We start from the raw sequence: 22,345 nt of genomic DNA on the forward strand, positions 1-22,345 counted from the left end.
CGGCCGTCATACCGACCTACCGTCGGAACAGGCCAAGCTCGGCCCCAAGCATTGCGCAACAACAGATATCAGCCAATCCGAACCCGAAGAGGGAGCTGAGGCATGAGCACCGTCGCAGACCGTCCACAACCGTCGACGCAGGCGCCGCCGGCCACCTCCCACGGCGCCGAGGCCACCGAGGAGCAGGTCCTGGCCGCGGTGGCCAAGCTGCGCGCGACCTTCGCCGGCCGCCGCACCCGGCAGCTGCAGTGGCGGCTGGACCAGCTGGCCGCGATGGAGAAGATGCTCGACGAGTCCGAGCCCCAGATCGCCGAGGCGTTGGCCACCGATCTCGGCCGGCCGGCGCACGACGCCTGGCTGGGTGACATCGCGAGCACCCGCGCCGAGGCCACCTTCGCGCGCAAGCACCTGCGCCGCTGGATGCGCCGCCGGCGCACCGGGCTGCCACTGGCGATGCGCCCGGGCAAGGCGTTCTACCAGTACGAGCCGCTGGGCGTCGCGCTGGTGATCGGCGCCTGGAACTACCCGGTCTACCTCACCCTCGGTCCGGTGATCGGGGCGATCGCGGCGGGCAACTGCGTGGTCCTCAAGCCGTCCGAGCACGCACCCGCGACCTCGGCCCTGCTGGCCCGGCTGATCCCCCAGTACCTCGACCCGGACGCGTTCGCGGTCCTCGAGGGTGAGGCGGCGACCACCCAGCTGCTGCTCGCCCAGGGCCTGGACCACGCGTTCTTCACCGGCGGCACGGAGATCGGCAAGCGGGTCATGGAGAGCGCCGCCCGCCACCTCACCCCGGTCACCCTGGAGCTGGGCGGCAAGAGCCCGGTGATCGTCACCAGGGACGCCGACCTGGAGGTTGCCGCCCGGCGGATCGCCTGGACCAAGCTGCTCAACTCCGGCCAGACCTGCATCGCGCCGGACTACGTGCTGGTCGAGGAGCCGGTGCGGGACGAGCTGGTCGACCTGATCACCGCCACGGTGCACAAGTTCCGGGTCGGCGAGCACGGTGGCCTGCGAGTGGTCAACGAGCGCCAGTTCGACCGCCTCGCCGGCCTCCTGGCCGAACCGAGCGGCACGGTGGCGTTGGGCGGCCGCAGCGACCGCGCCACGCTGACCGTGGACCCCACGCTGCTCATCGACCCGGACCCCGCCTCGCCGGTGATGACCGACGAGATCTTCGGGCCGATCCTGCCGGTGATCACCGTGGGATCGCTCACCGAGGCGATCACGTTCATCAACGCCCGGCCGAAGCCGTTGGCCGCGTACCTGTTCACCTCCTCGACAGAGTCCAAGGAACGGTTGGTCGACGAGGTCAGCTCCGGCGGCGCGGTGATCAACCACCTGTCCATGCACTGCCTGGTGCCGCAGCTGCCCTTCGGTGGCGTCGGCAACAGCGGCATGGGCGCGTACCACGGTGAGTGGGGCTTCCAGACGTTCAGCCACCGCAAGGCCGTGCTGAGCAAGCCGGCCCGGCCCGACCTACGGCTGATGTACCCGCCCTACACGGAGCGCGCCAAGAAGATCATCCGCAAGCTCTTCTGAGCTCCGGCTCGGCTCGGCTCGGGTCCAGCTCGAGCCGAGCCGCGGTCAGCTGGTGCTGCCGGACCAGCGGCGGTAGATCTCCGCGGCGGCCCGGGAGAAGCCGTCCGGCAGCCCCAGCTCGGCCATCGTGTCGGCCGCCTCGTCCATCTCGCCGGCCCAGCGCCAGGCCTTGGTGCTCGCCCGCGAGGACAGCTTGGCCAGCTGCTCGGGCAGGTCGATGCCGCCGCGGGTCAGCTCGCCGTGCAGCGCCTCGGAGACGCCCGCCTTCTCGGCGGCCTCGGCGATCTCCAGCCAGATCGCCGGCAGTGCCTTGCTCTGCAGCGCGTAGCAGGCCTTCAGAGCGCTCGCCGCGCCGAGCTCGGTGCCGAGTACCCGGGTGTCGAACGGCGAGTCCGCGAACAGCCCGGCCACCTCGGCAGCGGGCTCACCGGCCAGCCACAGCACGCTGTGCCCGCGTTCCCAGGCAGGTGGGCCGATCACCGCGCCGTCCACCACGCGCCGGGTGCCGAGCAGCTCGGCGACCCCGCGCACCGTGGCGGGGGCCACCGCGTTGGCGTCCACGTAGAGCGGCCATTCGTCCGGGTCCCGGTCGGTCAGCGCGGCGGCGACCTCCTCGGCGACACCCAGCGCGGCGTGCGGCGGGCAGATCGAGATGATCAGATCACAGCGCCGCGCCAGCGCCGCCACGTCCGGCACCGCGATCAGGTCGGCCAGCTCGGCCCGCTTCGCGGTGGCGTGCGACCGGCCACCGTCGGCCCAGATCACCACGCCGGCCCTGGCCTTCAGCGCCGAGCCGAGCGCCGCGCCCATCGCCCCGGGGTGCAGCACGCCAACCACCGGTCGGCGGCCCAGCCGGCCGCCGCTCCGCTCGGTCATCTCGGTCATCCCGGCCATCATTGCGCAGCCGGCGAGCCGGGTCGACAGCGCGGCCCATGATCACTGAGAGTGTCCTGGCGATCTTTTCACTCATTCGGACCAATGCACGGTCGGGTGACAAGAGGCAGGATTCGGCGATCGGGCCGCATTGTGGCGGGCCTCACCTGGCTCACCGACTCTGGGCGCGGCCGCGACAGCTCGGAGGTGCAGCGTGACCACATCACCCGCGACCGACAACCGGACCGCCCGCCGGCGGGCGGTGTTCGCCAGCACCATCGGCACCACCATCGAGTGGTACGACTTCTTCCTCTACGGCACGGCCGCCGCGTTGGTCTTCCCGAAGCTGTACTTCCCCGGCCAGTCCGAGTTCGTCGGCGTGCTCGCCGCGTTCACCACCCTGTTCGTCGGGTTCGCCGCCCGGCCGATCGGGGCGGCGATCTTCGGGCACTACGGCGACCGGATCGGCCGCAAGACCACCCTCATCGCGACATTGCTCCTGATGGGGATCAGCACCTTCCTGATCGGGCTGGTACCCAGCTACGCGTCGATCGGGGTGCTGGCACCGATCCTGCTGGTGCTGATGCGGATCGGCCAGGGTCTCGGGGTGGGTGGCGAGTGGGGCGGCTCGGTGCTGATGGCCATGGAGTGGGGGCACGGCAACCGGCGCGGCTTCTTCACCAGCTGGCCGCAGCTCGGCGTGCCGTTCGGCCTGCTCCTGTCCACCGGCATCGTCGGGCTGATGAGCGCGTGGACCGGCCCGGGCTTCCTGACCTGGGGTTGGCGGGTGCCGTTCCTGCTCTCCGCGATCCTGATCGGGGTCGGGCTGTACGTCCGGCTGCGGGTGCTGGAGAGCCCGGAGTTCGAGCGGGCCAAGGCCGCCGGGACCGTGGTCAAGCAGCCGGTCTGGGACGTCATCCGGCAGCAGTGGCGCGACATCCTGGTCGCGGCGTTCGTGCGGCTCTCCGAGCAGGCGCCGTTCTACATCTTCATCACCTTCGTGCTGAGCTACTGCACCCAGCAGCTCAAGCTCTCCCGAGGCGACGTGCTCAACTACACGATGGCCGCCGCGGCGGTGGGGCTGGTCAGCATCCCGCTGTTCGGCTACCTGTCCGACCGGATCGGCCGGCGCCTGATGTACGGCATCGGCATCGTCTGCACCGGGCTGTTCGCATTCCCCTACTTCGCGCTGCTGAACACCAAGATGGGCGGCCTGGTGCTGGTGGCCATCGTGGTGTCGCTGATCTTCCACGACATGCAGTACGGGCCGCAGGCCGCGCTGATCGCGGAGACGTTCGGCACCAACGTCCGGTACAGCGGCGCGGGGCTCGGCTACCAGCTGGCCTCGGTGATCGCCGGCGGGCCCGCGCCCCTGATCGCGGCCTGGATTCTCAAGGAGACCGGGTCCAGCACCGGCATCAGCTGGTACATCGTGATCTGTTGCGTGATCGCTATGCTCGCCCTGCTGCTGATGCCCAACCGGGCCAAGGTGGCGGAGCGGATGGCGATCCCGGGCGACCGGGCGAACGTCACGCCCTAGACCCCTCCGAGACCCGCAGCGGCGTCAGCACCGCCTGGTAGGTCAGCCAGCCGACCGGTGCACCACCGTCCACCATGAGTACCGGCAGGCCGGCGCCGTGCGCCCCGATCAGCGCGTCCAGGGCGGCCGGCAGCTCGGTGTCCGGGTGCAGCGGCCGGGTGCGGTGGGTGATCTCGCCGACGGTTGCCGGCTGGTGCTCGGCCAGCGCCTCGGCCACCGAGCGGGCCCGGACCGTGCCCAGGTACTCGCCGTCGTCGCCGAGCACCGGCAGCACGCCGTGCGCCGAACCGGCCAGCCGGGCGGCGGCGTGGGCGACCCGGTCGGCGGCGTGGAGGGGTTCGGGCGGCGCCTCCATGGCCTCGCCGACCGTGTGACCGGCCAGCGCACCGCGTTCCTGACCGTGGTCCAGGTCGATGCCCCGGCGGCGCAGCTTGAGCGTGTAGATGGTGTCCCTGCTCAACGCCCGGCTGGTCAGCGTGGCCAGCACGATCGCCGCCATCAGCGGCAGGATGAGCGAGTACTCGCCGGTCAGCTCGAAGATGATGATCACAGCGGTGATCGGGGCTCGCGCCGCGCCGGCGAACACCGCGCCCATGCCGATCAGCCCGTAGGCGCCGAGCACGCCGACCTGCCCGGGCGCCAGCAGCGCCACCACGTCGCCGTAGGCCACTCCGAACACCGCACCCAGGAACAGGCTCGGCGCGAACACCCCGCCGGAGCCGCCGATGCCGATGGTCAGCGAGGTGGCGATGATCTTCCCGACCAGCAGTACCAGCAACATGCCGACCAGGTAACCGCCGCCCACCGCACGCTCCAGCACCGGATACCCCACGCCGTACATCTGTGGCAGCGCCAGGAGCAACCCACCGAGCAACACCCCGCCGACCGCCGGACGCAGCCACTCCGGCCCGCGCCATGCCCAGCTGCAGGCGTCCTCGACCAGGTACAACACCCGGGTGAACGCCACCCCGACCGCCCCGGCCAGCACGCCGAGCAGGGCGAACAGCAGGTACTGCGAGCCGTGCTGCACCGCGAATGCCGGCAGCCGCAGGAACGGCACGTCACCGAACGCGGCCCGGCCGACCACACTCGCGGTCACCGAGGACAGCACCACCATGCCGAACGCCTCGGCGGTGAAGTCGCGCAGGATCAGCTCCATGGCGAAGAACACCCCGGCCAGCGGGGCGTTGAAGGTCGCCGCGATGCCGCCCGCCGCGCCGCACGCCACCAGCACGCGCAGCCGGTCCTCGGGCAGCCGGACCAGGGTGCCGAGCGCCGAGCCCAGCGCCGAGCCGATCTGCACGATCGGCCCTTCCCGGCCGACCGACCCACCACCACCGATGCACAGCGCCGAGGCGACCGACTTCACCGCCGCCACCCGCCAGCTGATCCGGCCACCCCGCCGGGCCACCGCGAGCATCACCTCGGGCACCCCGTGGCCTCTGGCCTCCTTCGCGTACCGCTGCACCAGCGGCCCGTAGACCAGCCCGGCGACCACCGGCGCCAGCACCACGAACCACGGCCCGAGCCAGGGCACGTGCGGGTTCGGCACACGCCCCGCCTCGGAGTAGTCGAGGTGCCCGGACAGCACCTGGGTACACACCCCGATCAGCCAGCGGAACGCGATCGCGCCACCACCCACTCCGACGCCGACCAGCAGCGCCAACGGGAGCAACCCCGCCGGCCCGGTCCGGGTCAGCTCCAGCGGTCGCAGCCACATGGGCCGGCCGGCGGCGGCGAGCGGTGCGGGGGTGGCTCGGACGCGCACAGCGGCTCCTCGGCTCGTTCCACGCGGCGGCACCGCGATACTCTTTGCAGTATGCAAGATGCTTTGCAGTGTGCAAGAGAATGCTGAACCCGTCACAGCCCGGTGGGCACCCTCGGCTGCCGTCCGACCTCGAGTCGACCGACGTCGACCAGGTGGTGACCGCCGTGCTGACCGCCTCGCGGCTGCTGGTCGCGGTGTCCGCCCGCTCGCTCGCCTCGGTCGAGGACACCTTGACGCTGCCGCAGTTCCGGATGCTCGTGGTGCTCGACTCCCGGGGTGCGATGAGCCTGTCCCGGCTGGCCGAGCACCTCGCGGTCAACCCGTCCACGGCGATGCGGATGGCGGACCGGCTCACCGCGATCGGCATGGTGAGCCGCCGGGAGAGCGAGGCCGACCGCCGCTCCGTCCGACTCGCGCTGACCGAGGCCGGCCAACACACGGTGGCGCACGCGACCGCCCGGCGCCGGGCCGAGATCGCCGGCATCGTCGCCGCGATCCCCCCGGGTCAGCGTGCCGACCTGGTCCGGGCGCTGCACACGTTCGCGGTGGCCGGCGGCGAACCACCCGCCACCCCACCCGATCAGACCTGGTGAGCCACTCACGGGGGGTCAGACCTTGGCGACCAGCTCGCTGAGGAAGTCGACCTGGTCGGACGGGGTGAATGTGGCGCCGTAGGGCGGCATCAGGGCCAGTGTGGCGATCTCCACGCCGGCGTCCAGGTACGCCCGCACCCGCTTCGCGCTGTCGCCGGGCGAGCCGATCAGGAACAGGTCGTGCACCACCTCGTCCGGGATCAGCTCCACCGCCTTGGCCCGGTCACCGGCGTCCCAGGCGGCCTGCATGTCGACGAGCTGATCACCCCGGCCGAGCCAGCGCTGGAACTCGGCGTACACCCCCACCGTGAGGTAGGCGGCGATCATCCGTCGCGCGGACAGCTCGGCGGCGTCCCCCTCGCCGGGCACCACGAACACCCTGGCCTGCACCGACAGCGGATCCGGCAGCGACCGCTCGACCCCGTCGGCGGCGGCCCGCACGGTAGCCACGTCGGACGCGGACAGGAAGTTCAGCGCCACCGCGTCCGCCTCGGCGGCGGCCAACCGCTGCATCCGGGGGCCGAGCGCGGCCACCACGAGCTTCGGCGGTACGGCCGGCGGGCGGCCCAGCTTGAAGTCCTTGATGCCCAGCGCGGCCGCCGACTCGCCGGCCGCCGAGGCCCGCTCCCCGGCGAGCGCGACCCGCAGCACCCGCAGCGTGTGCGCCACCCGTGAGTACGGCTTGGTGAACGGGATCCCGTTCCAGTCCCGCACGATCCGGTCCGAGCCGGCGCCGATGCCGAAGCGAGCACGACCGGGCGCCGCCTCGGCCAGCGCGGCGGCGGTGCTGGCCAGGATGGACGGACCCCGGGTGAACGCCGAGACGACCAGCGCGGACAGGATCAGCTCGGGGCGCCACGCCGAGGCCAGTACCAGCGGGGTGAGTCCGTCCAGGCCGTTGGCCTCGCCGGTGGACACCTCGCCGATGCCCGCGTCCGCCAGCCGTTCCACCGCCTCCCGGTGCTGGTGCAGCGGCAGACCGTCGAAGGGCAGCATGACCCCGACCTGGCTCATCGGCATTCCTTCCCTGGGCGGCTCCCGCACTCTATTGCGCTCGGGTCGAGCCAGCTCGATCACCGAGCGCGGCCGACCGGGTTGGCTACGATCGGCTCCGAGACTTGACCGCCGATTAAAAACGGGAGCGACGTGACCGATCAGCTGGGCCCGGATCTCAGCACCGCGCTGACCACCGTGCTCACCGAGCGGTGGGGCGAGCCGGTCAAGGTCACCGACCTGCACCAGCTCGCCGGCGGCGCCAGCCGGGAGATCTGGTCGCTGCGCGCCGAGACGGCGGAGCGGCAGCGGCGCCTGGTACTGCGCCGGGACCCGCCCACCGCGCCGCGCGACCGGAGCATGACGCTGGAGGCCGCACTGCTCACCGCCGCGGCCGACGCCGGCGTACCGGTGCCCGCGCTGCGCGGCGGCGGCGACGGCTCGGACGGCGTGGGCAGCCCGTACCTGCTGATGGACCACGTCGACGGCGAGACCATCCCGCGCCGGCTGCTGCGCGAGGCGCACTGGGAACGGGCCCGCACCGGGCTGGCCGCCGAGCTGGGCCGGGTGCTGGCCCGGATCCACGCCATCCCGCTCACCGAGCTGCCCGAGCTCGACGGCGGCGACCCGCTCGCCCGGTTGCGCGAGGCGCACGAGGCCTTCGACGAACCGAGGCCGGCCCTGGATGTCGTGTTCCGCTGGTTGGCGGAGCACCGCCCGGCGCCCCGTCCGGAGGGGCTGGTGCACGGCGACTTCCGCATGGGCAACCTGATGCTCGGCGCGGACGGGCTGAGCGCGGTGCTGGACTGGGAGCTGGCGCACCGCGGCGACCCGCTGGAGGACCTTGGCTGGCTGTGCGTCAAGGCATGGCGGTTCGGCGCGGCGGCCCCGGTCGGCGGTTTCGGCGACCGGGACGAGCTGCTGGACGGCTACGCCGAGGTCGCCGGGTGGCGGCCGAGCGCGGACGAGCTGCGCTGGTGGGAGGTGTACGGCACGGCGCACTGGGCGGTGATCTGCCGCCAGCAGGCGGAGCGGCACCTGGGCGGCACCGAGCCGTCGGTGGAGATGGCCGTGCTCGGGCGGCGGATCTGCGAGTCGGAGCACGACGCGCTGCTCGCGCTCGGGCTCACCACGCCGGTCCGGGTGACCGACCCGCTGGACGTGACACCGCCGGCCAGCACCGGGCCGCACGACCGGCCCAGCGTGGACGAGCTGCTGGCCGCCGCCGGCGGGTTCCTCACCGCCGAGGTGGTGAACGGCGACGCGGACCCCCGGCTGCGGTTCCACGCCAGGGTGGCCGCGAACGCGCTGGCCATCGCCCGCCGCGAGCTGCGGGTCGGCCCGGCGCAGGCGGCCGCGCACGCCGAGCGGCTGGCCGGGCTGCGCTGCGCCGACGACCGGGCGCTGGTCGCGGCGATCCGGGACGGCTCGCTGGACGCGCGCTGGGACGACGTGCTGGACACCGTCCGCGCGCTCAGCACCGCCAAACTGACCGTCGCCAACCCCCGCTACCTGTCCCAACCGGCGAGCTGAGGCAGCATGACCAGTGCACCCACCCATACCCCGGGCGACACCGCGTACAGCTCGGCCGCCCGGGTGTTGACCGAGTTGGCGGTGGCCCCGCTGCGGGTCGCCACCGCCGCCGTCACCGGCTGGACGGACTACGTCTCGGCCTACCTGTCCATCGGGCCGGACGGGGTGCCCGACCCGGCCACCCCGCTGCGGATGACCGAGGACATGCTGGCCTGGTGGCAGGCCCGGACCACCCGCGAGCGGCCGCGGTGGGCGCACCCGTCACCGGTGATCCGGGACTGGCCGCTGGCGCGTCTGCGTGACTACTCGGTCAGCACCCACTCGACCAGCGACGGTGTCGGCGACGGGGCCGGCGGCGCACCCGAGGACGGCGGCGTGCTGCCCACCCTGGTGCTGCCCCCGCAGGCCGGGCACGACTCCTGCATCGTGGACTTCTCCCCCGGCCAGAGCCAGCTGCGGACGCTGCGCGAGGCCGGGCTGCACCGGCTGTACTGCCTGGACTGGGTCGGTGCCACCGAGCAGACCGCCGACAGCTCCATCGAGGAGTACCTGGACCTGCTGTCGGACACGGTCGAGCTGCTGGGCGGCCGGGTGAACCTGGTCGGCGACTGCCAGGGCGGCTGGCTCGCGGTGATCTTCGCGGCGCTGCACCCCGAGCAGGTGAACACGCTGACCGTCGCCGGTGCCCCGATCGACTGCCACGCCGGCACCTCCCCGATCCGGGACTGGACCGGTCTCCTCGCCCGGGCCGGCGGTTGGGGCGGCCCCGGCCCGCTCGCCCCGTACCAGGCCATGGTGGCGCTCGGCGGCGGCGTGCAGCGCGGCGCCATCCAGCTGCTCGGCTTCAAGCTGCTGGAGCCGGCCGCCGAGTGGCAGCGCGAACTGGCGCTGCTCGGCCACATCCGCGACCCGGAGTACGTGGCGCGGCACCTCGAGTTCACCAACTGGTTCGAGTGGGTGCAGGACGTGCCGGGCGCGTTCTACCTGTGGATCATCGAGCACCTGTTCCAGAACAACGAGCTGGCCGCCGGCACCCTGACGGTGTCCGGGCAACTGGTGGACCTGGGCCGGATCGACTGCCCGCTGTTCCTGATCGCCGGCAGCACCGACCACATCACCCCGCCGGAACAGGTCTGGGCGCTGGCCGAGCGGGTCACCACGCCGGCCGGGTCGGTGCACCGGGAGCTGGTGGACGCCGGGCACCTCGGGCTCTTCATGGGCCGGCGGCCGCTGCGCGAGCACTGGGCGCCGATCATGCGCCGGGTCCGCGAGCTCTCCGGCACCTGACTCCCCGGCACGGTGCCCGAGTGGCCCCGTGCCGCGTGAGATACCGCTCACCCTCGCGGTCGCGGCCATCGACGTGGCAGCATGGGGAGCCGACTTGAATTCAAAGTTGGCCCGGCGGCGGCCGCCGGATCGAGGCGGAGGAATCTATGCCCAAGCGCTACGGCGTGAAGGACAAGGATGTCGCGGTCGCGCACATCGTGTCCGGGCTGCTGGACGGCAGCCTGCGCCCTGGCGACCGGATCGACCGCACCGAGATCGCCGGCAAGCTCGGGATGAGCCGGGTCCCGGTGCAGGAGGCGGTCAACCAGCTCGAACGCGACGGCATCGTCGCGATCCCCTATCACCGGGGGGTGTTCCTGGAGCGGTTCGACGCCGAGGTCGTCCAGGAGCACTACGAGATCTACGGTTTGCTCAGCTCGATCGCGTCCGGCCGGGCCGCCGTCCGCCGGCCACCCGAGCTGCTGGGCCGGCTGCGCGAGCTGGTGGTCGGGATGGCCGACGTGGACGACCCGGAGACATTCGAGAACCAGGTCTGGGAGTTCCGCCGCGCGATCAACCAGGCGGTCGCCGGGCCCCGGCTGCGGGCGGCGATCGGCACCTTCCAGGGCTTCATGCCGACCGCGTTCTGGCTGGCCTGCGCGGGGCGGCGGGACTACATGCTGCCGATGTACGTCGACGAGCTCGACGCGATCGAGCAGGGTGACCCCGAGCGCGCCCGCGCGGTGGTGACCCGGCGGACCGCCCGGATGGCCGAGACGGTCATCGACGAGCTGCACCGGCGCGGCGTCTTCGCCCCGGACCAGGCCAGCAGCCCCAACGGGCAGTACCGGGAGCCGAACCGATGACGAGCACTCTGTCCGACACCATCACCGGAACCGGTGGCACGGTGCGCGCCGAGATCACCGACGGGGTGGCGGACGTCCGGCTGAACCGGCCGGAGAAGCTCAACGCGCTCAACGCGGCCATGTTCGGCGACCTCGTGGAGGTCGGCCTCGTCATCCGCCGCCGCCCCGACGTGCGCGCCGTGGTGCTCTCCGGGGAGGGCCGGGCGTTCTGTGCCGGGCTGGACTTCTCGGTCTTCTCCGCGATGACGGACCGGACCGACTGGCGCGACCGCGACGTCGAGCGCGTCGACCAGCTCGACCCGGACGACGAGCTGCGGGAACTGAGCCGTGGCCAGCGCGCGGCCCGGGTCTGGGCCGGCCTGGCCGCGCCGGTGATCGCGGCCGTGTCCGGCCCGGCGTTCGGCGGCGGGTTGCAGCTGGCGCTCAGCGCGGACATCCGGATCGTCGCGCCCGATGCCTCGCTGAGCGTCGCCGAGGTGCGCTGGGGACTCATCCCGGACATGGCCGGCACCCAGATCCTGCCCCGCCTGCTCGGGATGGACGTGGCCATGGAGCTGACCCTGACCGGTCGGGTGGTCACCGGTGCGGAGGCTGCCCGGATCGGCCTGGCCACCCGCACCGCCGACGACCCCCGGGCCGCCGCGCTGGAGCTCGCGAGGCAGATCGCCGGGCACAACCCGGAGGCGGTGCGCACCGCGAAGGCACTGGTGGCCAGCGCCTGGCGGGTGCCCTTCGGTGACGGGCTGGCGGCCGAGCGAGCGGCCATGACGCGGATCGCCACCAGCCCGAACCAGCGTGAGGCGGTACGGGCCCGGCTGGAGAAGCGCGACCCGGTCTTCACCGACCCGCCGCTCGAAACGCCACCGGAGAACCAACCGTAGCCAGATCCACCGAGGCACCCGAGCCGTCGATCGCACTGAGAGAGGAACCGTCATGCCCGAGGCCGTCATCGTCGAGGCCGTACGCACCCCGATCGGCAAGCGCAACGGTTCACTGGCCGGGATACACCCGCAGGATCTGTCCGCGCTGGTGCTGACCGCACTGGTCGAGCGCACCGGGATCGACCCGGTCATCATCGACGACGTCGTATGGGGCTGCGTCAGCCAGATCGGGGACCAGTCCAGCAACATCGGGCGGTACGCCGCACTCGCCGCCGGCTTCCCGGAGACGGTGCCCGGGATCACCGTGAACCGGGCCTGCGGGTCCAGCCAGGCGGCACTGGAGCAGGCCGCGCACGGTGTCATCGCCGGGCAGTACGACATCGTGGTGGCCGGCGGCGTGGAGTCGATGAGCCGGGTCCCGCTGGGCGCCGCGCGGACCATCGGTCAGCCGTACGGACCCAAGGTGCAGGAACGCTACGACCACTTCGAGTTCAACCAGGGCACCGGCGCCGAGCTGATCTCGCAGAAGTGGGGACTGTCCCGCAACGACCTGGACTCGTACAGCTCGCGCTCGCACGCCCGAGCGGCGGCGGCCATCGACGCCGGTGTGTTCACCGACCAGATCGTCCCGGTGACGCTGGCGGACGGCCGGGTGTTCGACACCGACGAGGGGCTTCGCCGGGGCACCACCCCGGAGACCCTCGCCAAGCTCAAGCCGTCCTTCAACGCCGACGGCGTCATCCACGCCGGCAACGCCTCGCAGATCTCCGACGGGGCGGCGGCGCTGCTGGTCACCACCCCGGAGAAGGCCCGGGAGCTCGGCCTCACCCCCATCGCCAGGTACAAGGCCGGCGCGGTCAGCGGGGCCGACCCGATCATGATGCTGACCGGGCCGATCCCGGCCACCGAGAAGCTGCTCGCCCGCACCGGGGTCGGCATCGGTGACATCGGCGTCTACGAGGTGAACGAGGCGTTCGCACCGGTGCCCATGGCCTGGGCGATCGAGCTGGGCGCGGACCACGAGCGGCTCAACCCGGTGGGCGGGGCGATCGCGGTCGGCCACCCGCTGGGCGCCTCCGGCGCGATCCTGATGACCCGGATGGTGCACCACATGCGGGCCAACGGGATCCGGTACGGCCTGCAGACCATGTGCGAGGGCGGCGGCACGGCCAACGCCACCCTGGTCGAGCTCGCCTAGCCGGGCCCTGAAACGCCCTAGGGGATCTCGGTAGTTGTACGGAGGTGGCGCCCGCCCGGCGGGCGCTACCGTCTCCGCCATGGAGACAAGATCCTCAACCGAGTCGCCGGCCGCGCGGCGACCCTGGGTCGCTCTGTTGTACTTCTACCTGGCCGCGTTCGTCGGTTTCGGCTTCCTCATCGCCGGCACGACGACGGCCCTGTTCGGCGCCAAGGACCTGGCGTTCCCCGAGCTGGGCGTGCAGTCGTACTCCTACGAGTCCTCGTTGCACCGCGACGCCCAGGGCACGGTCGTGGCGACCGACAGCGAGCGGGCGCAGGCCCGGCAGCGGGCGCTCGAGGACCGCCGCCGGGACGGCGCCGACAGCCTGGTCGACGGCATCATCCTGGTGGCGGTCGGGCTGCCCACGCTGCTGTGGCACCTGCGGCGGGCCCGGCGGATCGGCGCCACGACCCCCGGCCCCAGGCCCGACACCGCCGGTCCCGACTCCCCCGGTCCCGCCGCGCCGGACGCCGCCACACCGCCGACCGATGGGCGGAATTGATCATCCGCTCGCTGGCCCGTTCGGTCCCCTGGCTATAGTGCGTCCGGAGCCATCGGTCGTTGCTTGTGATCAGCCACACAGCTAGAGTCTGGGCAAATCATTCCGGGCTTGCCGACTCTGCTCCCTTTGACGCCCCAGCAGCGTCGACGCGGACGAGAGCGGGGGATCAGTGGACCTTTCAACAATTTTCCCGCTCGTGCACGTCGAGGGATTCATCAAGCATCTCTCGGTGCCGTTGTTCACCGGTGTCATCGGCTGGATCACCAACTGGACCGGCGTCCTGATGCTGTTCTACCCGATCAAATTCATAGGCATCCGGATCCCTGGGCTGAAGACGCTGGCCCAGTTCCTCCCCCGCAAGGTGCTCGAGGTCCCGCTCGGACTGACCAGCGGACGGTTCGGCTGGCAGGGAATCATCCCGTCGCGCGCCGCCAAAATGGGCAGCATTGCCGTCGACAAGGGCCTGACCAAGCTCGGAACGCCAACCGAGTTCTACCAACAGCTCGACCCGAACGCGATTGCCGAACACATTCTCAGCACCTCTCGCCACGAGATCGACCACATCATCGACCGGCTCATGAAGCAGCATTACCCGCTGCTCTGGTCGAACGTCCCGCCAAGTTTCCGGCAGGCGATCCATGCCCGGGTGGACAGCGAACTGCCCGGCATCGTGCACGAGCTGACGAAGGAGATCGGCCTCAACATCGATCAGCTGCTCGACATCAAACTGATGGTCATCGGGTACATGGAGGAGGATCCGACCCTGGCCAACATGATCTTCCAGGAGATGGGCAAGCGCGAACTGCGCCTGATCGTCCACATGGGGTTCGTGTTCGGTTTCATCCTCGGCATCCCACTGTTGTTCCTCACCCTCACCTTCCCGGTCTGGTGGCTGGTCCCGATCTGTGGCGCGATCATCGGCTGGGTCACGAACTGGCTGGCGATCGCCGTCATCTTCGAACCGGTGAAACCGGTCAAAATCGGCCCGATCGCGCTGCAGGGCCTGTTCATCCGGCGCCAGCGGCAGGTGGCTGACGTGTGGGCGAGAATCATCTCCGAGCGAATCGTCTCACTGACGAACATCGGCTACGAGTTGTTCAACGGCCCCCGCGGCGACCGCACCCGAAAGCTGATCGAGAATCTGCTCCGGCCCGCGGTGGATCGCGCAGTCGGGGTGGCCAGGGTGCCGATGCGCGCCGCGATCGGCAGTCGGAACTACGACACGATGTCCCGTTTCGCGGTGGCCGAGGCAACCGATCTGGCGAGCGCCTCCCTGTTGGACGCGGGATTCAACCGCACCCAGAGCGCACGGATCCGCAACCTTGTCGCGGAGAAGACCCGCACCATGAATCCGAACGACTTCGCCGACATGCTCCGCTCCGCCATCAAGGCCGACGAGTGGTTGCTGATCCTGCACGGCGCCGTACTCGGTATCGCCGCCGGGCTCGCCCATCTGATGGTATTCGGGGCCTGAGATGACAGTGGAACGCCGCCCGGTCAATCGCCCGGCCACCCGACCCCGCGCGGTCGACCCGGACCCGAACCTCTCGCCGACCGTGGCGCCGACCCGCCGGCCGGCTGTTGCCCAGCCCAGGCGGCCCGACGTGGTGCCGGCCACGAACGGCGAGGCCCCGCACGGGCTGCGCGCCACCCTGGCGGACGCCGCCAATGGACTGCTGGCCGGGGTGTCGCCGACGGCGGCGGTCCAGGCGCTGCCGGACATGGCCAAGATCGCCGGCTCGGTCCTGTGGCGGACCAACCGATGGACCCTCAACGCGTCACTGCACATCGGCAACATCGTGATCCGAGGGGCGGTCTCCGGGCAGTCCGCGCAGAGCCTGATCGAGGAGATCAGCACCGAGGCCAAGCACTCGGTGCGGGAGATCCTCGGCGTCTCCGACCCGGACCCGATGCCGAAGGCGCTGCGCGCGCGGATCATCCCGAACGGTTCCTCCACGGCCACCCCGGAGATCACCCTGCCGGACCGGATGGCCGCGCTGCTGGATGCCTCGGCCGACCTCGACTACTCCGACGCCGGCCACCCGGCGTACGTGCGGCTGCTGTCCGAGCTCGCCCCCGACGAGGCCCGCATCCTGCGGCTGTTCGCGCAGCGCGGCGCCCAGGCGGCGGTGGACGTGCGCACCAGGCGGCCCTTCGGGGTGGGCAGCGAGCTGATCGCCCCGGGCATCACCATGATCGGGCGGTACGCCGGCTGCCGGCACGTGGACCGGGTGCCCGCCTACCTCAACAACCTGTTCCGGCTCGGACTGGTCTGGTTCTCCCGGGAGGCGATCCCGGAGCAGAGCGTCTACGACGTGCTCGAGGCGCAGGACGAGGTCGCCGAGGCGATGGCGCGCGCCGGCCGGGGCGTCACCGTGCGCCGCAGCATCGAGCTGACCGCGTTCGGCCGCAACCTGTGCGCGCGGACCGGTCTGCTGCCCCCCGCCGATGAGGTCGCCACCGCGAGCAACAACGAGTCGACGCGGCAGCTGCCGCCGCCGGACGCCCGCTGAGCCCAGACCTCAGCGCTACGCGCCCTGGGTCAGCTACGCGCCCCGGGTCAGCGCGGCGCGCCCCGGCGCTGCGCGGTGCAACCCTCGGCTCACCGCGGCGCCATCCGGATCGAGCCGTCCAGCCGGATCGTCTGCCCGTTGAGGTAGGAGTTCTCCAGCATGTCCGCCGCGAGCTTGCCGAAGTCCGCCGGGTCGCCGAGGCGCTTGGGGTGTGGCACCGAGGCGGCCAGCCCCTCCCGGATGTCTTCGCGCAGCCGGCCCAGCATCGGGGTCTCGAAGACGCCGGGCGCGATGGTGTTGACCCGGATCTGCCAGCTGGCCAGGTCGCGCGCCGCCACCAGCGTGATGCCGTGCACGCCCGCCTTGGACGCGGTGTAGCTGGTCTGCCCGATCTGGCCGTCGAAGGCGGCGACGGAGGCGGTGAGCACGCAGGCGCCTCGGTCACCGTCCAGCAGCTCGTTGCCGGACATCCGGGCGGCGGTCAGCCGCAGCGCGTTGTAGGTGCCGATCAGGTTGATCCTCAGCACCTCGGCGAAGGAGTCCAGGTCACCGGGGGTGCGGTCGCGGTTGATGATCCGCAGCCGGTCGCCGCCCCGGCCGGCACAGTGCACCAGCGCCCGCAGCGGGCCGCGTTGCTCGGCGGCGTCCAGTGCCTCGTTGAACGCCTCCGGGTCGGTGACGTCGGCCGGCACGAACCAGGCCGCCCCGTCTCGAATCTGGCCGAGCTCCTTGGCCGCCTCGGCCCCGGGCGAGGTGGGCAGGTCGACCAGCACGACCGTCGCGCCGCGGGCCACCAACTGCCGTGCCGAGGCCAGCCCGAGCCCGGAGGCCCCGCCGGTGACCAACGCCGAAATGCCTTCGATCCGCACCCTGTCCCCTTGTCTCTACAGACCCAGCGACTTGCTGATGATGGACTTCATGACCTCACTGGTGCCGCCGTAGATCCGGGTCACCCTGGCGTCCGCGTACAGCCGCGCGATCGGGTACTCCAGGATGTAGCCGTAACCGCCGAACAACTGTAGGCAGCGGTCCACCGCCCGGCCCTGCAGCTCGGTGCAGAACAACTTCACCTTCGCCGCGTCCACGCCCGACAGCTCCCCGACCAGGTGCTCGGCCAGCGCCCGGTCCAGCATGGCCTGACCGGCCTCCACGTCGGTGGCCACCGCCGCCAGCTCGAACTTGGTGTTCTGGAACTGGCTGACCGGCTTACCGAACACGTGCCGTTCCTTGACGTAGGCCACGGTCGTGTCCAGCGCCGCGCGGGCCGCGGCCAGCGCACCGACCGCGATGGTCAGCCGCTCCTGCGGCAGGTTGTGCCCGAGGTAGCTGAACCCCTTGCCCTCTTCCCCGAGCAGGTTCGCCTTCGGCACCCGGACGTCGGTGAAGGACAGCTCGACGGTGTCCTGCACCTTGAGCCCGATCTTCGCCAGGTTGCGGCCCTTCTCGAAGCCGGGCATACCGTCCTCGACGACGAGCAGGCTGAGCCCGTTGCGCCGGTTCGACTCGTCGCGCGAGGTGCGGGCGACCACCACGATCAGCTCGGCCTGCGCTCCGCCGGTGATGAAGGTCTTGGCGCCGTTGAGAATGTAGTGGTCACCGTCCTCGACCGCGGTCGTGCTCATTCCGGCGAGGTCGGAACCGGTTCCCGGCTCGGTCATCGCGATCGAGGTGATCAGATCGCCGGAGGCGAGGCCGGGGAACCAGCGGTCCCGCTGCTCCGCCCCGGCGTACTCCAGGAAGTAGGGCAGCACCACGTCCAGGTGCACCCGCAGCGAGCCGAGCGACACCAGCGCGCGGGCGGCTTCCTCGTTCAGGATCGCGTTGTAGGTGAAGTCGACCTGGCCACCGCCGCCGTACTCCTCCGGCACCGCCATCCCGAGCACGCCGAGCTTGCCGAGATCACGGAAGAACTGCCGGGGCACGATGCCGGCGGCCAGCCAGTCGTCGAACGCCGGCACCACCTCGCGGGCCAGGTAGTCCCGGATCATCCGGCGGAAGTCCTCGTGTTCGGCGGTGAATCCAGTGCGCCGCATCCGCCATCTCCTCGTGCCGCCGTAGTTGGGTTGCCGCCGTCGTCAGGTTGCCGCCGTAGTCGGGTTGCCGCCGTCGTTGGGGCCCAGCCATACCATCAGTTGAATTCAAATCTGTAAACCAGCCCACCCCGGAGGCGACACAGCTCACCTACCCGTGGACAGCGGCCGGCCGCCTCGGGCAAGCCGAGCACACCGAAAGTAAGCCGACCGCACCGGGAGCAAGCCGAGCGCTCCGGGAGCCGCCCAACTCAGGATCGCGCTTGTTACCAGCACAGGAGCCTGTTGTTGCCGAGCTGCACAGCAGGCAGGATTTCCGCGTCCGCGGGCTGCTTGTCGTGCAGCTCGGTAACAACAGGCCGACCATGTGCGGCCCGGTACCGGGGCGGCGCCGGCGGAACGTGCACGCCCCGTGACAGCGTCCGCGGCCTGCCTGTCGTGCAGTTCGGTAACCACAGGCCGACCAGGTGCGGCTCGGTACCGGGGCGGCGCCGGTGGGCCGCTGGCACCTGGCCACCGTCAGTTCGGCATCCCGTGGCACAGCCAGGGCTCGATCTCCCCGTCCCTGCAGCGCTCCTCGAACGGCGACCGGGTCCGGTGGGTGCTGCTCGGTCGGGGTCGGCGCGGGGTGGTCGAGGCCGGCGGGGCCGGTGCGGGGGCGTGAGCGGTCCGGTTCGGCGCCGGGGTCGGCCGTACCGACTCGGTCGGCACCGGGGAAACCGACGCCGGCGGCGCCGCGGCCGCCGACCCTTGCACCGAGGGATCCGCAGTGGGTTGCACCGACTGGTCGAACGAGGGAGCCACCGACTCCCCGGGTGTCGACGCGACCGGGGCCGGCCGCTCCGACACCGCCGCCGTGTCCCCGACCAGCACGATCAGGTCAGCCAGCACCACGATCGAGACGATGGCCGCCAGGCCCAGGCGCGCTGTCGCGTACTTACCGAGAAACCGGTCGACGGCGGTGTCCATATCTGAATTGTGCTGATCTTGACGCTGTTCGATGCGTCACTATCGGGTGGCATCGGCGTATTGCCGTATTAGGCAGCCAATTCCGCGCATTTACGCAACGTGCGTGTGTGCCAGGACACAGGAGGGTCGGAACCCTCCCGTCCAAAAAGCAAAAAGAGCGGGCACCGGGCCGTGGCCCGGCGCCCGCTCCTCAGCGGCGCGACCCCCGGAGGAGTCAGCTCATGGTCAGTCGTTCTTGTTGCTCTGGCCGCACTTGCCGTCGTGGCTGTCGCTGGAGTGCTGACCGAAGGACAGGATGCCCAGCGCGCCCGAGAGGATCGAGTTGTTGCACGCCTGCACGGGCACCTGGACGCCGACGTCCTGCAGGTTCACCAGCCCGCTCTGCACGTGGGTGCTGCGACCACCGTCGTAGTCGCTGTCGTCGTTGTGACCCCGGCCGTGACCGTTGTGGTCGCCGTCGTTGTCGTCGTTGTCATCGCCGTCGTGGTTGCCCCCGTCGTGGCCCTTGTGGCTGTGGTGGCCATGACCCCCGTCACCGCTGTAGTCACCGGCGAAAGCAAGTGGGCTGACCGCCAGCAGGCCAGCGGCGCTCACCGCGAGGACGATTGCAGCCTTCTTAAACACGGGATATCTCCTTGATCAGGTCGCGGAGGGGGAGCCTCCGCTGCGGGGATGTCGGAGTTCTGGGGGGAGCCCACCGACTCGGCAAAAGCTAGCGGAGATCGCGACATACGCAAACTCGATACCCACAAATAAGGGTAGCGCGGTGATCTTGGAGAACGTTGTACGTACATTCCAGTGAATTACAGATGGTGCGGACGTGCGCTGTACGCCCCACACCAACGGGTGACTCGGAGGTTACGCGTATCTTCCGGTGATTTTTTTGACTGCGCCGAACGGACGAGCGGTCTCACGCAGCGCCTTGAGCCGTTCGCCGCGAGATCATGACCGTTCGCCGCGGCGTTCGCTAATGATCACTCAAATCGCCGTTCACGGCCGACCAGAGGCCCGAAACGACGGTCGCAACCCGCCCGTCCGGGCGCACCACCTCGCTCCGCACAGTCCGGAAGGCCCGGCCGCGCCGGACGTACTCGGTACGGCAGCGCAGCTCGCTGCCGTCCGCCGGGACCGGCAGCAGGTACTGCGCCTGGATGCTGAGCGGGGTCATCGACTCACCGGCCGCCGTGTCGGCGTGCACGAACCGTTGCTGTGCCAGGTGCCCGATGGTCAGCAGCGCGCCGCCATGGACGTCCTGGCGCATGTTCGCCAACTCGGCGGCGGCCGGCAGGACCCAGAGCGCCGGATCGTCCCCGGCCGGCGCCAGTGCGCGGAGCAGCGCGTCCGGCTTGCCCACCTCGTCGGCCGGGCAGCCGAGCTCGGCGCCGGCGCCCTCCGTCGCCGCGGCAGGGCCGGGGGGCGACGGCCGGGCGGTGCGCCGCCGCGACAGGTAGTGGCCGACCGCGCGGACCAACACCCGGCCGGTGTCGTCGCTCACCGAGATGGACAGGTAGCCGGCACCACCCGCCTCGTGCTGGCGCGCGCCCTCACCGATCAGCCAGCTGGCCCCGTCGGCCGGCGCCGCCACGTGGTCCAGCCGCAGTTCGATGGTCGGGCCGCCCTCCCCGACCCCCTGGCACGCGGAGAGCGCGATGCCGCCGGCGGTGTCCGCCAGCACGTTGAGGGCCAGTGTCAGCCCGGGAGAGCTCGGGCCCTCGCTCACCGGGCTGTCGGGCGGGATCGGGAGCCGGAGCCGGGAGCCGTCCGGCGACAGCGCGGTCACCCGCATGCCGAGGCGCCCCTCCACCGGTCCGGAGAGCAACCAGCCGGTCTCCTGCCATGCGGCGGTCCGCACCGTCGTCCCGGTCTCGAGCCCGCTGGCCATGCACTCACTCCCTCGATCGCTACCCCGGCCAGCTTGCTTGATCAACCGGCTGGCTCGCGCGCACCGGGGTCAATCTCACATCCGATCTGCCCAGCTCAGCGTTACCGAACACCTCACTGATACGGCTCTGACCAGGAAAAACAGCGATCGCGCCGCCGCGGTTGCGGTCCGCCGGGGCGGCGTTGTCCCGGGTTTCTCTACCCTTGACTTGTGTTGTTACTGCATCAGGCCCGCGCCGTCCGCTCGCTGACCGCCTCCGTGCTGCGTGCCACGGTGGTCGGTGCGACCACCGCGGGGATGGGTCTGCTGGCCCGTGCGGCGTGGGGGATCCCGACCGCGCTCGGTGCCTCGCGGGCCGAGATCGCCGAGGCGGCCGGTGACTCACCGCGGTTCGCCGACGGCACGTTCCACAACACCCAGTCCGGCGGGCTGCTGCGTCCCGTCAACCCGGCGGCGCTGATCGTGGCGATGCTCAGCCGCGGCCAGAGCGGCGCGCCGACCGGGCCGGTGCCGCTGGCCGTGCCCCGCTTCCCCACGGTCGCCGACCAGCTCGCGGTCACCTGGTACGGGCACTCCAGCGCGCTGATCGAGATCGACGGACGCCGGGTACTGGTGGACCCGGTGTGGAGTGACCGGGTGTCCCCGTCGCCGCTGATCGGGCCGAAGCGGATGCACCCGGTGCCGACCGGCCTGGACGCGCTGCCCGAGGTCGACGCGGTGCTGATCTCGCACGACCACTACGACCACCTCGACCTGCCGACGGTCCGCGAGCTGGTCCGGCGCGGGTCGGCGCCGTTCGTGGTGCCGCTCGGGGTCGGTGCGCACCTGCGTTCCTGGGGGGTGCCCGCCGAGCGGGTGGTCGAGCTGGACTGGGGCGGTCAGGCGCGGGTCCGCGAACTCACCCTGACCTGCACGGAGGCCCGGCACTTCTCCGGCCGTTCGCTGGCCCGCAACACCACGCTGTGGTCCTCGTGGGTGATCGCGGGGCCGCAGCACGGGGTGTTCTTCGGCGGCGACACCGGCTACACGCCCAGCTTCGCCGAGATCGGCGCCCGGTTCGGCCCGTTCAACCTCACCCTGCTGCCCATCGGGGCCTACAACGAGCAGTGGCCGGAGGTGCACATGACGCCGGAGGAAGCGGTCCGGGCGCACGGCGACCTCGGCGGCGGGCTGCTGGTGCCGGTGCACTGGGCGACGTTCAACCTGGCGTTCCACGAGTGGTCGGAGCCGGTGCGCCGGCTGCTGGCCGAGGCGAAGCGCGCGGACACCCGGGTCGCGGTGCCGATGCCCGGCGAGCGGTTCATCGTGAACACGCCGCCCGAGAACGACTGGTGGAGCGCGATCTCCTAGCCGC

At 71.4% G+C, this 22,345-nt stretch carries 20 protein-coding genes; 12 read left to right on the forward strand and 8 right to left on the reverse strand.

Features of this window, described 5'->3' with window-relative positions; all coding sequences use genetic code 11:
• Positions 1-102: 102 nt before the first annotated feature.
• Positions 103-1,542, forward strand: coding sequence for an aldehyde dehydrogenase family protein (locus ACTXG6_RS41665; RefSeq protein ID WP_445184808.1), 1,440 nt, complete (start codon positions 103-105; stop codon positions 1,540-1,542).
• Positions 1,543-1,587: 45 nt separating this feature from the next.
• On the opposite strand, the gene ACTXG6_RS41670 is transcribed toward ACTXG6_RS41665, so the two are convergent.
• Positions 1,588-2,427, reverse strand: a complete 840-nt coding sequence (locus ACTXG6_RS41670) for a DUF1932 domain-containing protein (protein ID WP_445184809.1) — start codon at positions 2,425-2,427, stop codon at positions 1,588-1,590.
• Between the two features lie 202 nt (positions 2,428-2,629).
• Between ACTXG6_RS41670 and ACTXG6_RS41675 the strand changes: the two genes are divergently transcribed.
• Positions 2,630-3,955 (forward strand): MFS transporter, encoded by a 1,326-nt coding sequence (locus ACTXG6_RS41675; protein WP_445184810.1) that lies wholly within the window; start codon positions 2,630-2,632, stop codon positions 3,953-3,955.
• On the opposite strand, the gene ACTXG6_RS41680 is transcribed toward ACTXG6_RS41675, so the two are convergent.
• On the reverse strand, positions 3,945-5,723 hold the full coding sequence (locus tag ACTXG6_RS41680; protein ID WP_445184811.1) for a chloride channel protein: 1,779 nt from the start codon (positions 5,721-5,723) through the stop codon (positions 3,945-3,947). The genes ACTXG6_RS41675 and ACTXG6_RS41680 overlap by 11 nt on opposite strands.
• 80 nt (positions 5,724-5,803) lie before the next feature.
• On the opposite strand from ACTXG6_RS41680, the gene ACTXG6_RS41685 reads away from it, so the two are divergent.
• Entirely contained in the window at positions 5,804-6,316 is a 513-nt protein-coding gene (locus tag ACTXG6_RS41685; protein WP_445184812.1) for a MarR family winged helix-turn-helix transcriptional regulator, read from the forward strand.
• A 15-nt stretch (positions 6,317-6,331) separates the two neighbouring features.
• On the opposite strand, the gene ACTXG6_RS41690 is transcribed toward ACTXG6_RS41685, so the two are convergent.
• Positions 6,332-7,330 (reverse strand): LLM class F420-dependent oxidoreductase, encoded by a 999-nt coding sequence (locus tag ACTXG6_RS41690; protein WP_445184813.1) that lies wholly within the window; start codon positions 7,328-7,330, stop codon positions 6,332-6,334.
• A 132-nt stretch (positions 7,331-7,462) separates the two neighbouring features.
• On the opposite strand from ACTXG6_RS41690, the gene ACTXG6_RS41695 reads away from it, so the two are divergent.
• The 8 genes from ACTXG6_RS41695 to ACTXG6_RS41730 all read left to right on the forward strand — a co-directional run bounded on the left by ACTXG6_RS41695 (position 7,463) and on the right by ACTXG6_RS41730 (position 16,110).
• Positions 7,463-8,842, forward strand: a complete 1,380-nt coding sequence (locus ACTXG6_RS41695) for a phosphotransferase family protein (protein ID WP_445184814.1) — start codon at positions 7,463-7,465, stop codon at positions 8,840-8,842.
• A gap of 6 nt (positions 8,843-8,848) precedes the next feature.
• Entirely contained in the window at positions 8,849-10,129 is a 1,281-nt protein-coding gene (locus ACTXG6_RS41700; protein ID WP_445184815.1) for a DUF3141 domain-containing protein, read from the forward strand.
• Between the two features lie 146 nt (positions 10,130-10,275).
• Positions 10,276-10,974 (forward strand): GntR family transcriptional regulator, encoded by a 699-nt coding sequence (locus tag ACTXG6_RS41705; protein ID WP_445184816.1) that lies wholly within the window; start codon positions 10,276-10,278, stop codon positions 10,972-10,974.
• Positions 10,971-11,855 (forward strand): crotonase/enoyl-CoA hydratase family protein, encoded by an 885-nt coding sequence (locus ACTXG6_RS41710; protein ID WP_445184817.1) that lies wholly within the window; start codon positions 10,971-10,973, stop codon positions 11,853-11,855. The genes ACTXG6_RS41705 and ACTXG6_RS41710 overlap by 4 nt, the downstream gene beginning before the upstream one ends.
• A gap of 52 nt (positions 11,856-11,907) precedes the next feature.
• On the forward strand, positions 11,908-13,053 hold the full coding sequence (locus tag ACTXG6_RS41715; protein ID WP_445184818.1) for a thiolase family protein: 1,146 nt from the start codon (positions 11,908-11,910) through the stop codon (positions 13,051-13,053).
• Positions 13,054-13,132: 79 nt separating this feature from the next.
• Positions 13,133-13,597, forward strand: a complete 465-nt coding sequence (locus tag ACTXG6_RS41720; protein WP_445184819.1) for a hypothetical protein — start codon at positions 13,133-13,135, stop codon at positions 13,595-13,597.
• 229 nt (positions 13,598-13,826) lie between these two features.
• Positions 13,827-15,071 (forward strand): hypothetical protein, encoded by a 1,245-nt coding sequence (locus ACTXG6_RS41725; protein ID WP_445184820.1) that lies wholly within the window; start codon positions 13,827-13,829, stop codon positions 15,069-15,071.
• A gap of 1 nt (position 15,072) precedes the next feature.
• The gene (locus ACTXG6_RS41730; RefSeq protein WP_445184821.1) at positions 15,073-16,110 is read left to right on the forward strand and encodes an Abi-alpha family protein; all 1,038 of its coding nucleotides are present in this window, start codon (positions 15,073-15,075) and stop codon (positions 16,108-16,110) included.
• A gap of 89 nt (positions 16,111-16,199) precedes the next feature.
• Here ACTXG6_RS41730 and ACTXG6_RS41735 read toward each other — a convergent pair whose 3' ends face one another.
• The 5 genes from ACTXG6_RS41735 to ACTXG6_RS41755 all read right to left on the reverse strand — a co-directional run bounded on the left by ACTXG6_RS41735 (position 16,200) and on the right by ACTXG6_RS41755 (position 20,991).
• Positions 16,200-16,979: an SDR family NAD(P)-dependent oxidoreductase gene (locus ACTXG6_RS41735; protein WP_445184822.1), complete on the reverse strand. Its 780-nt coding sequence runs from the start codon at positions 16,977-16,979 to the stop codon at positions 16,200-16,202.
• A gap of 15 nt (positions 16,980-16,994) precedes the next feature.
• Positions 16,995-18,143, reverse strand: a complete 1,149-nt coding sequence (locus ACTXG6_RS41740; protein WP_445184823.1) for an acyl-CoA dehydrogenase family protein — start codon at positions 18,141-18,143, stop codon at positions 16,995-16,997.
• A gap of 516 nt (positions 18,144-18,659) precedes the next feature.
• Positions 18,660-19,109 (reverse strand): hypothetical protein, encoded by a 450-nt coding sequence (locus ACTXG6_RS41745; RefSeq protein ID WP_445184824.1) that lies wholly within the window; start codon positions 19,107-19,109, stop codon positions 18,660-18,662.
• Between the two features lie 225 nt (positions 19,110-19,334).
• The gene (locus tag ACTXG6_RS41750; RefSeq protein WP_445184825.1) at positions 19,335-19,733 is read right to left on the reverse strand and encodes a hypothetical protein; all 399 of its coding nucleotides are present in this window, start codon (positions 19,731-19,733) and stop codon (positions 19,335-19,337) included.
• A gap of 343 nt (positions 19,734-20,076) precedes the next feature.
• Positions 20,077-20,991 carry a PaaI family thioesterase gene (locus tag ACTXG6_RS41755; protein WP_445184826.1) on the reverse strand — a complete coding sequence of 305 codons (915 nt, stop codon included), beginning with the start codon at positions 20,989-20,991 and terminating at the stop codon, positions 20,077-20,079.
• A 210-nt stretch (positions 20,992-21,201) separates the two neighbouring features.
• Between ACTXG6_RS41755 and ACTXG6_RS41760 the strand changes: the two genes are divergently transcribed.
• On the forward strand, positions 21,202-22,341 hold the full coding sequence (locus tag ACTXG6_RS41760; RefSeq protein ID WP_445184827.1) for an MBL fold metallo-hydrolase: 1,140 nt from the start codon (positions 21,202-21,204) through the stop codon (positions 22,339-22,341).
• Positions 22,342-22,345 lie beyond the last annotated feature (4 nt).

The sequence above is a fragment of the Pseudonocardia sp. Cha107L01 genome, from assembly GCF_052566575.1.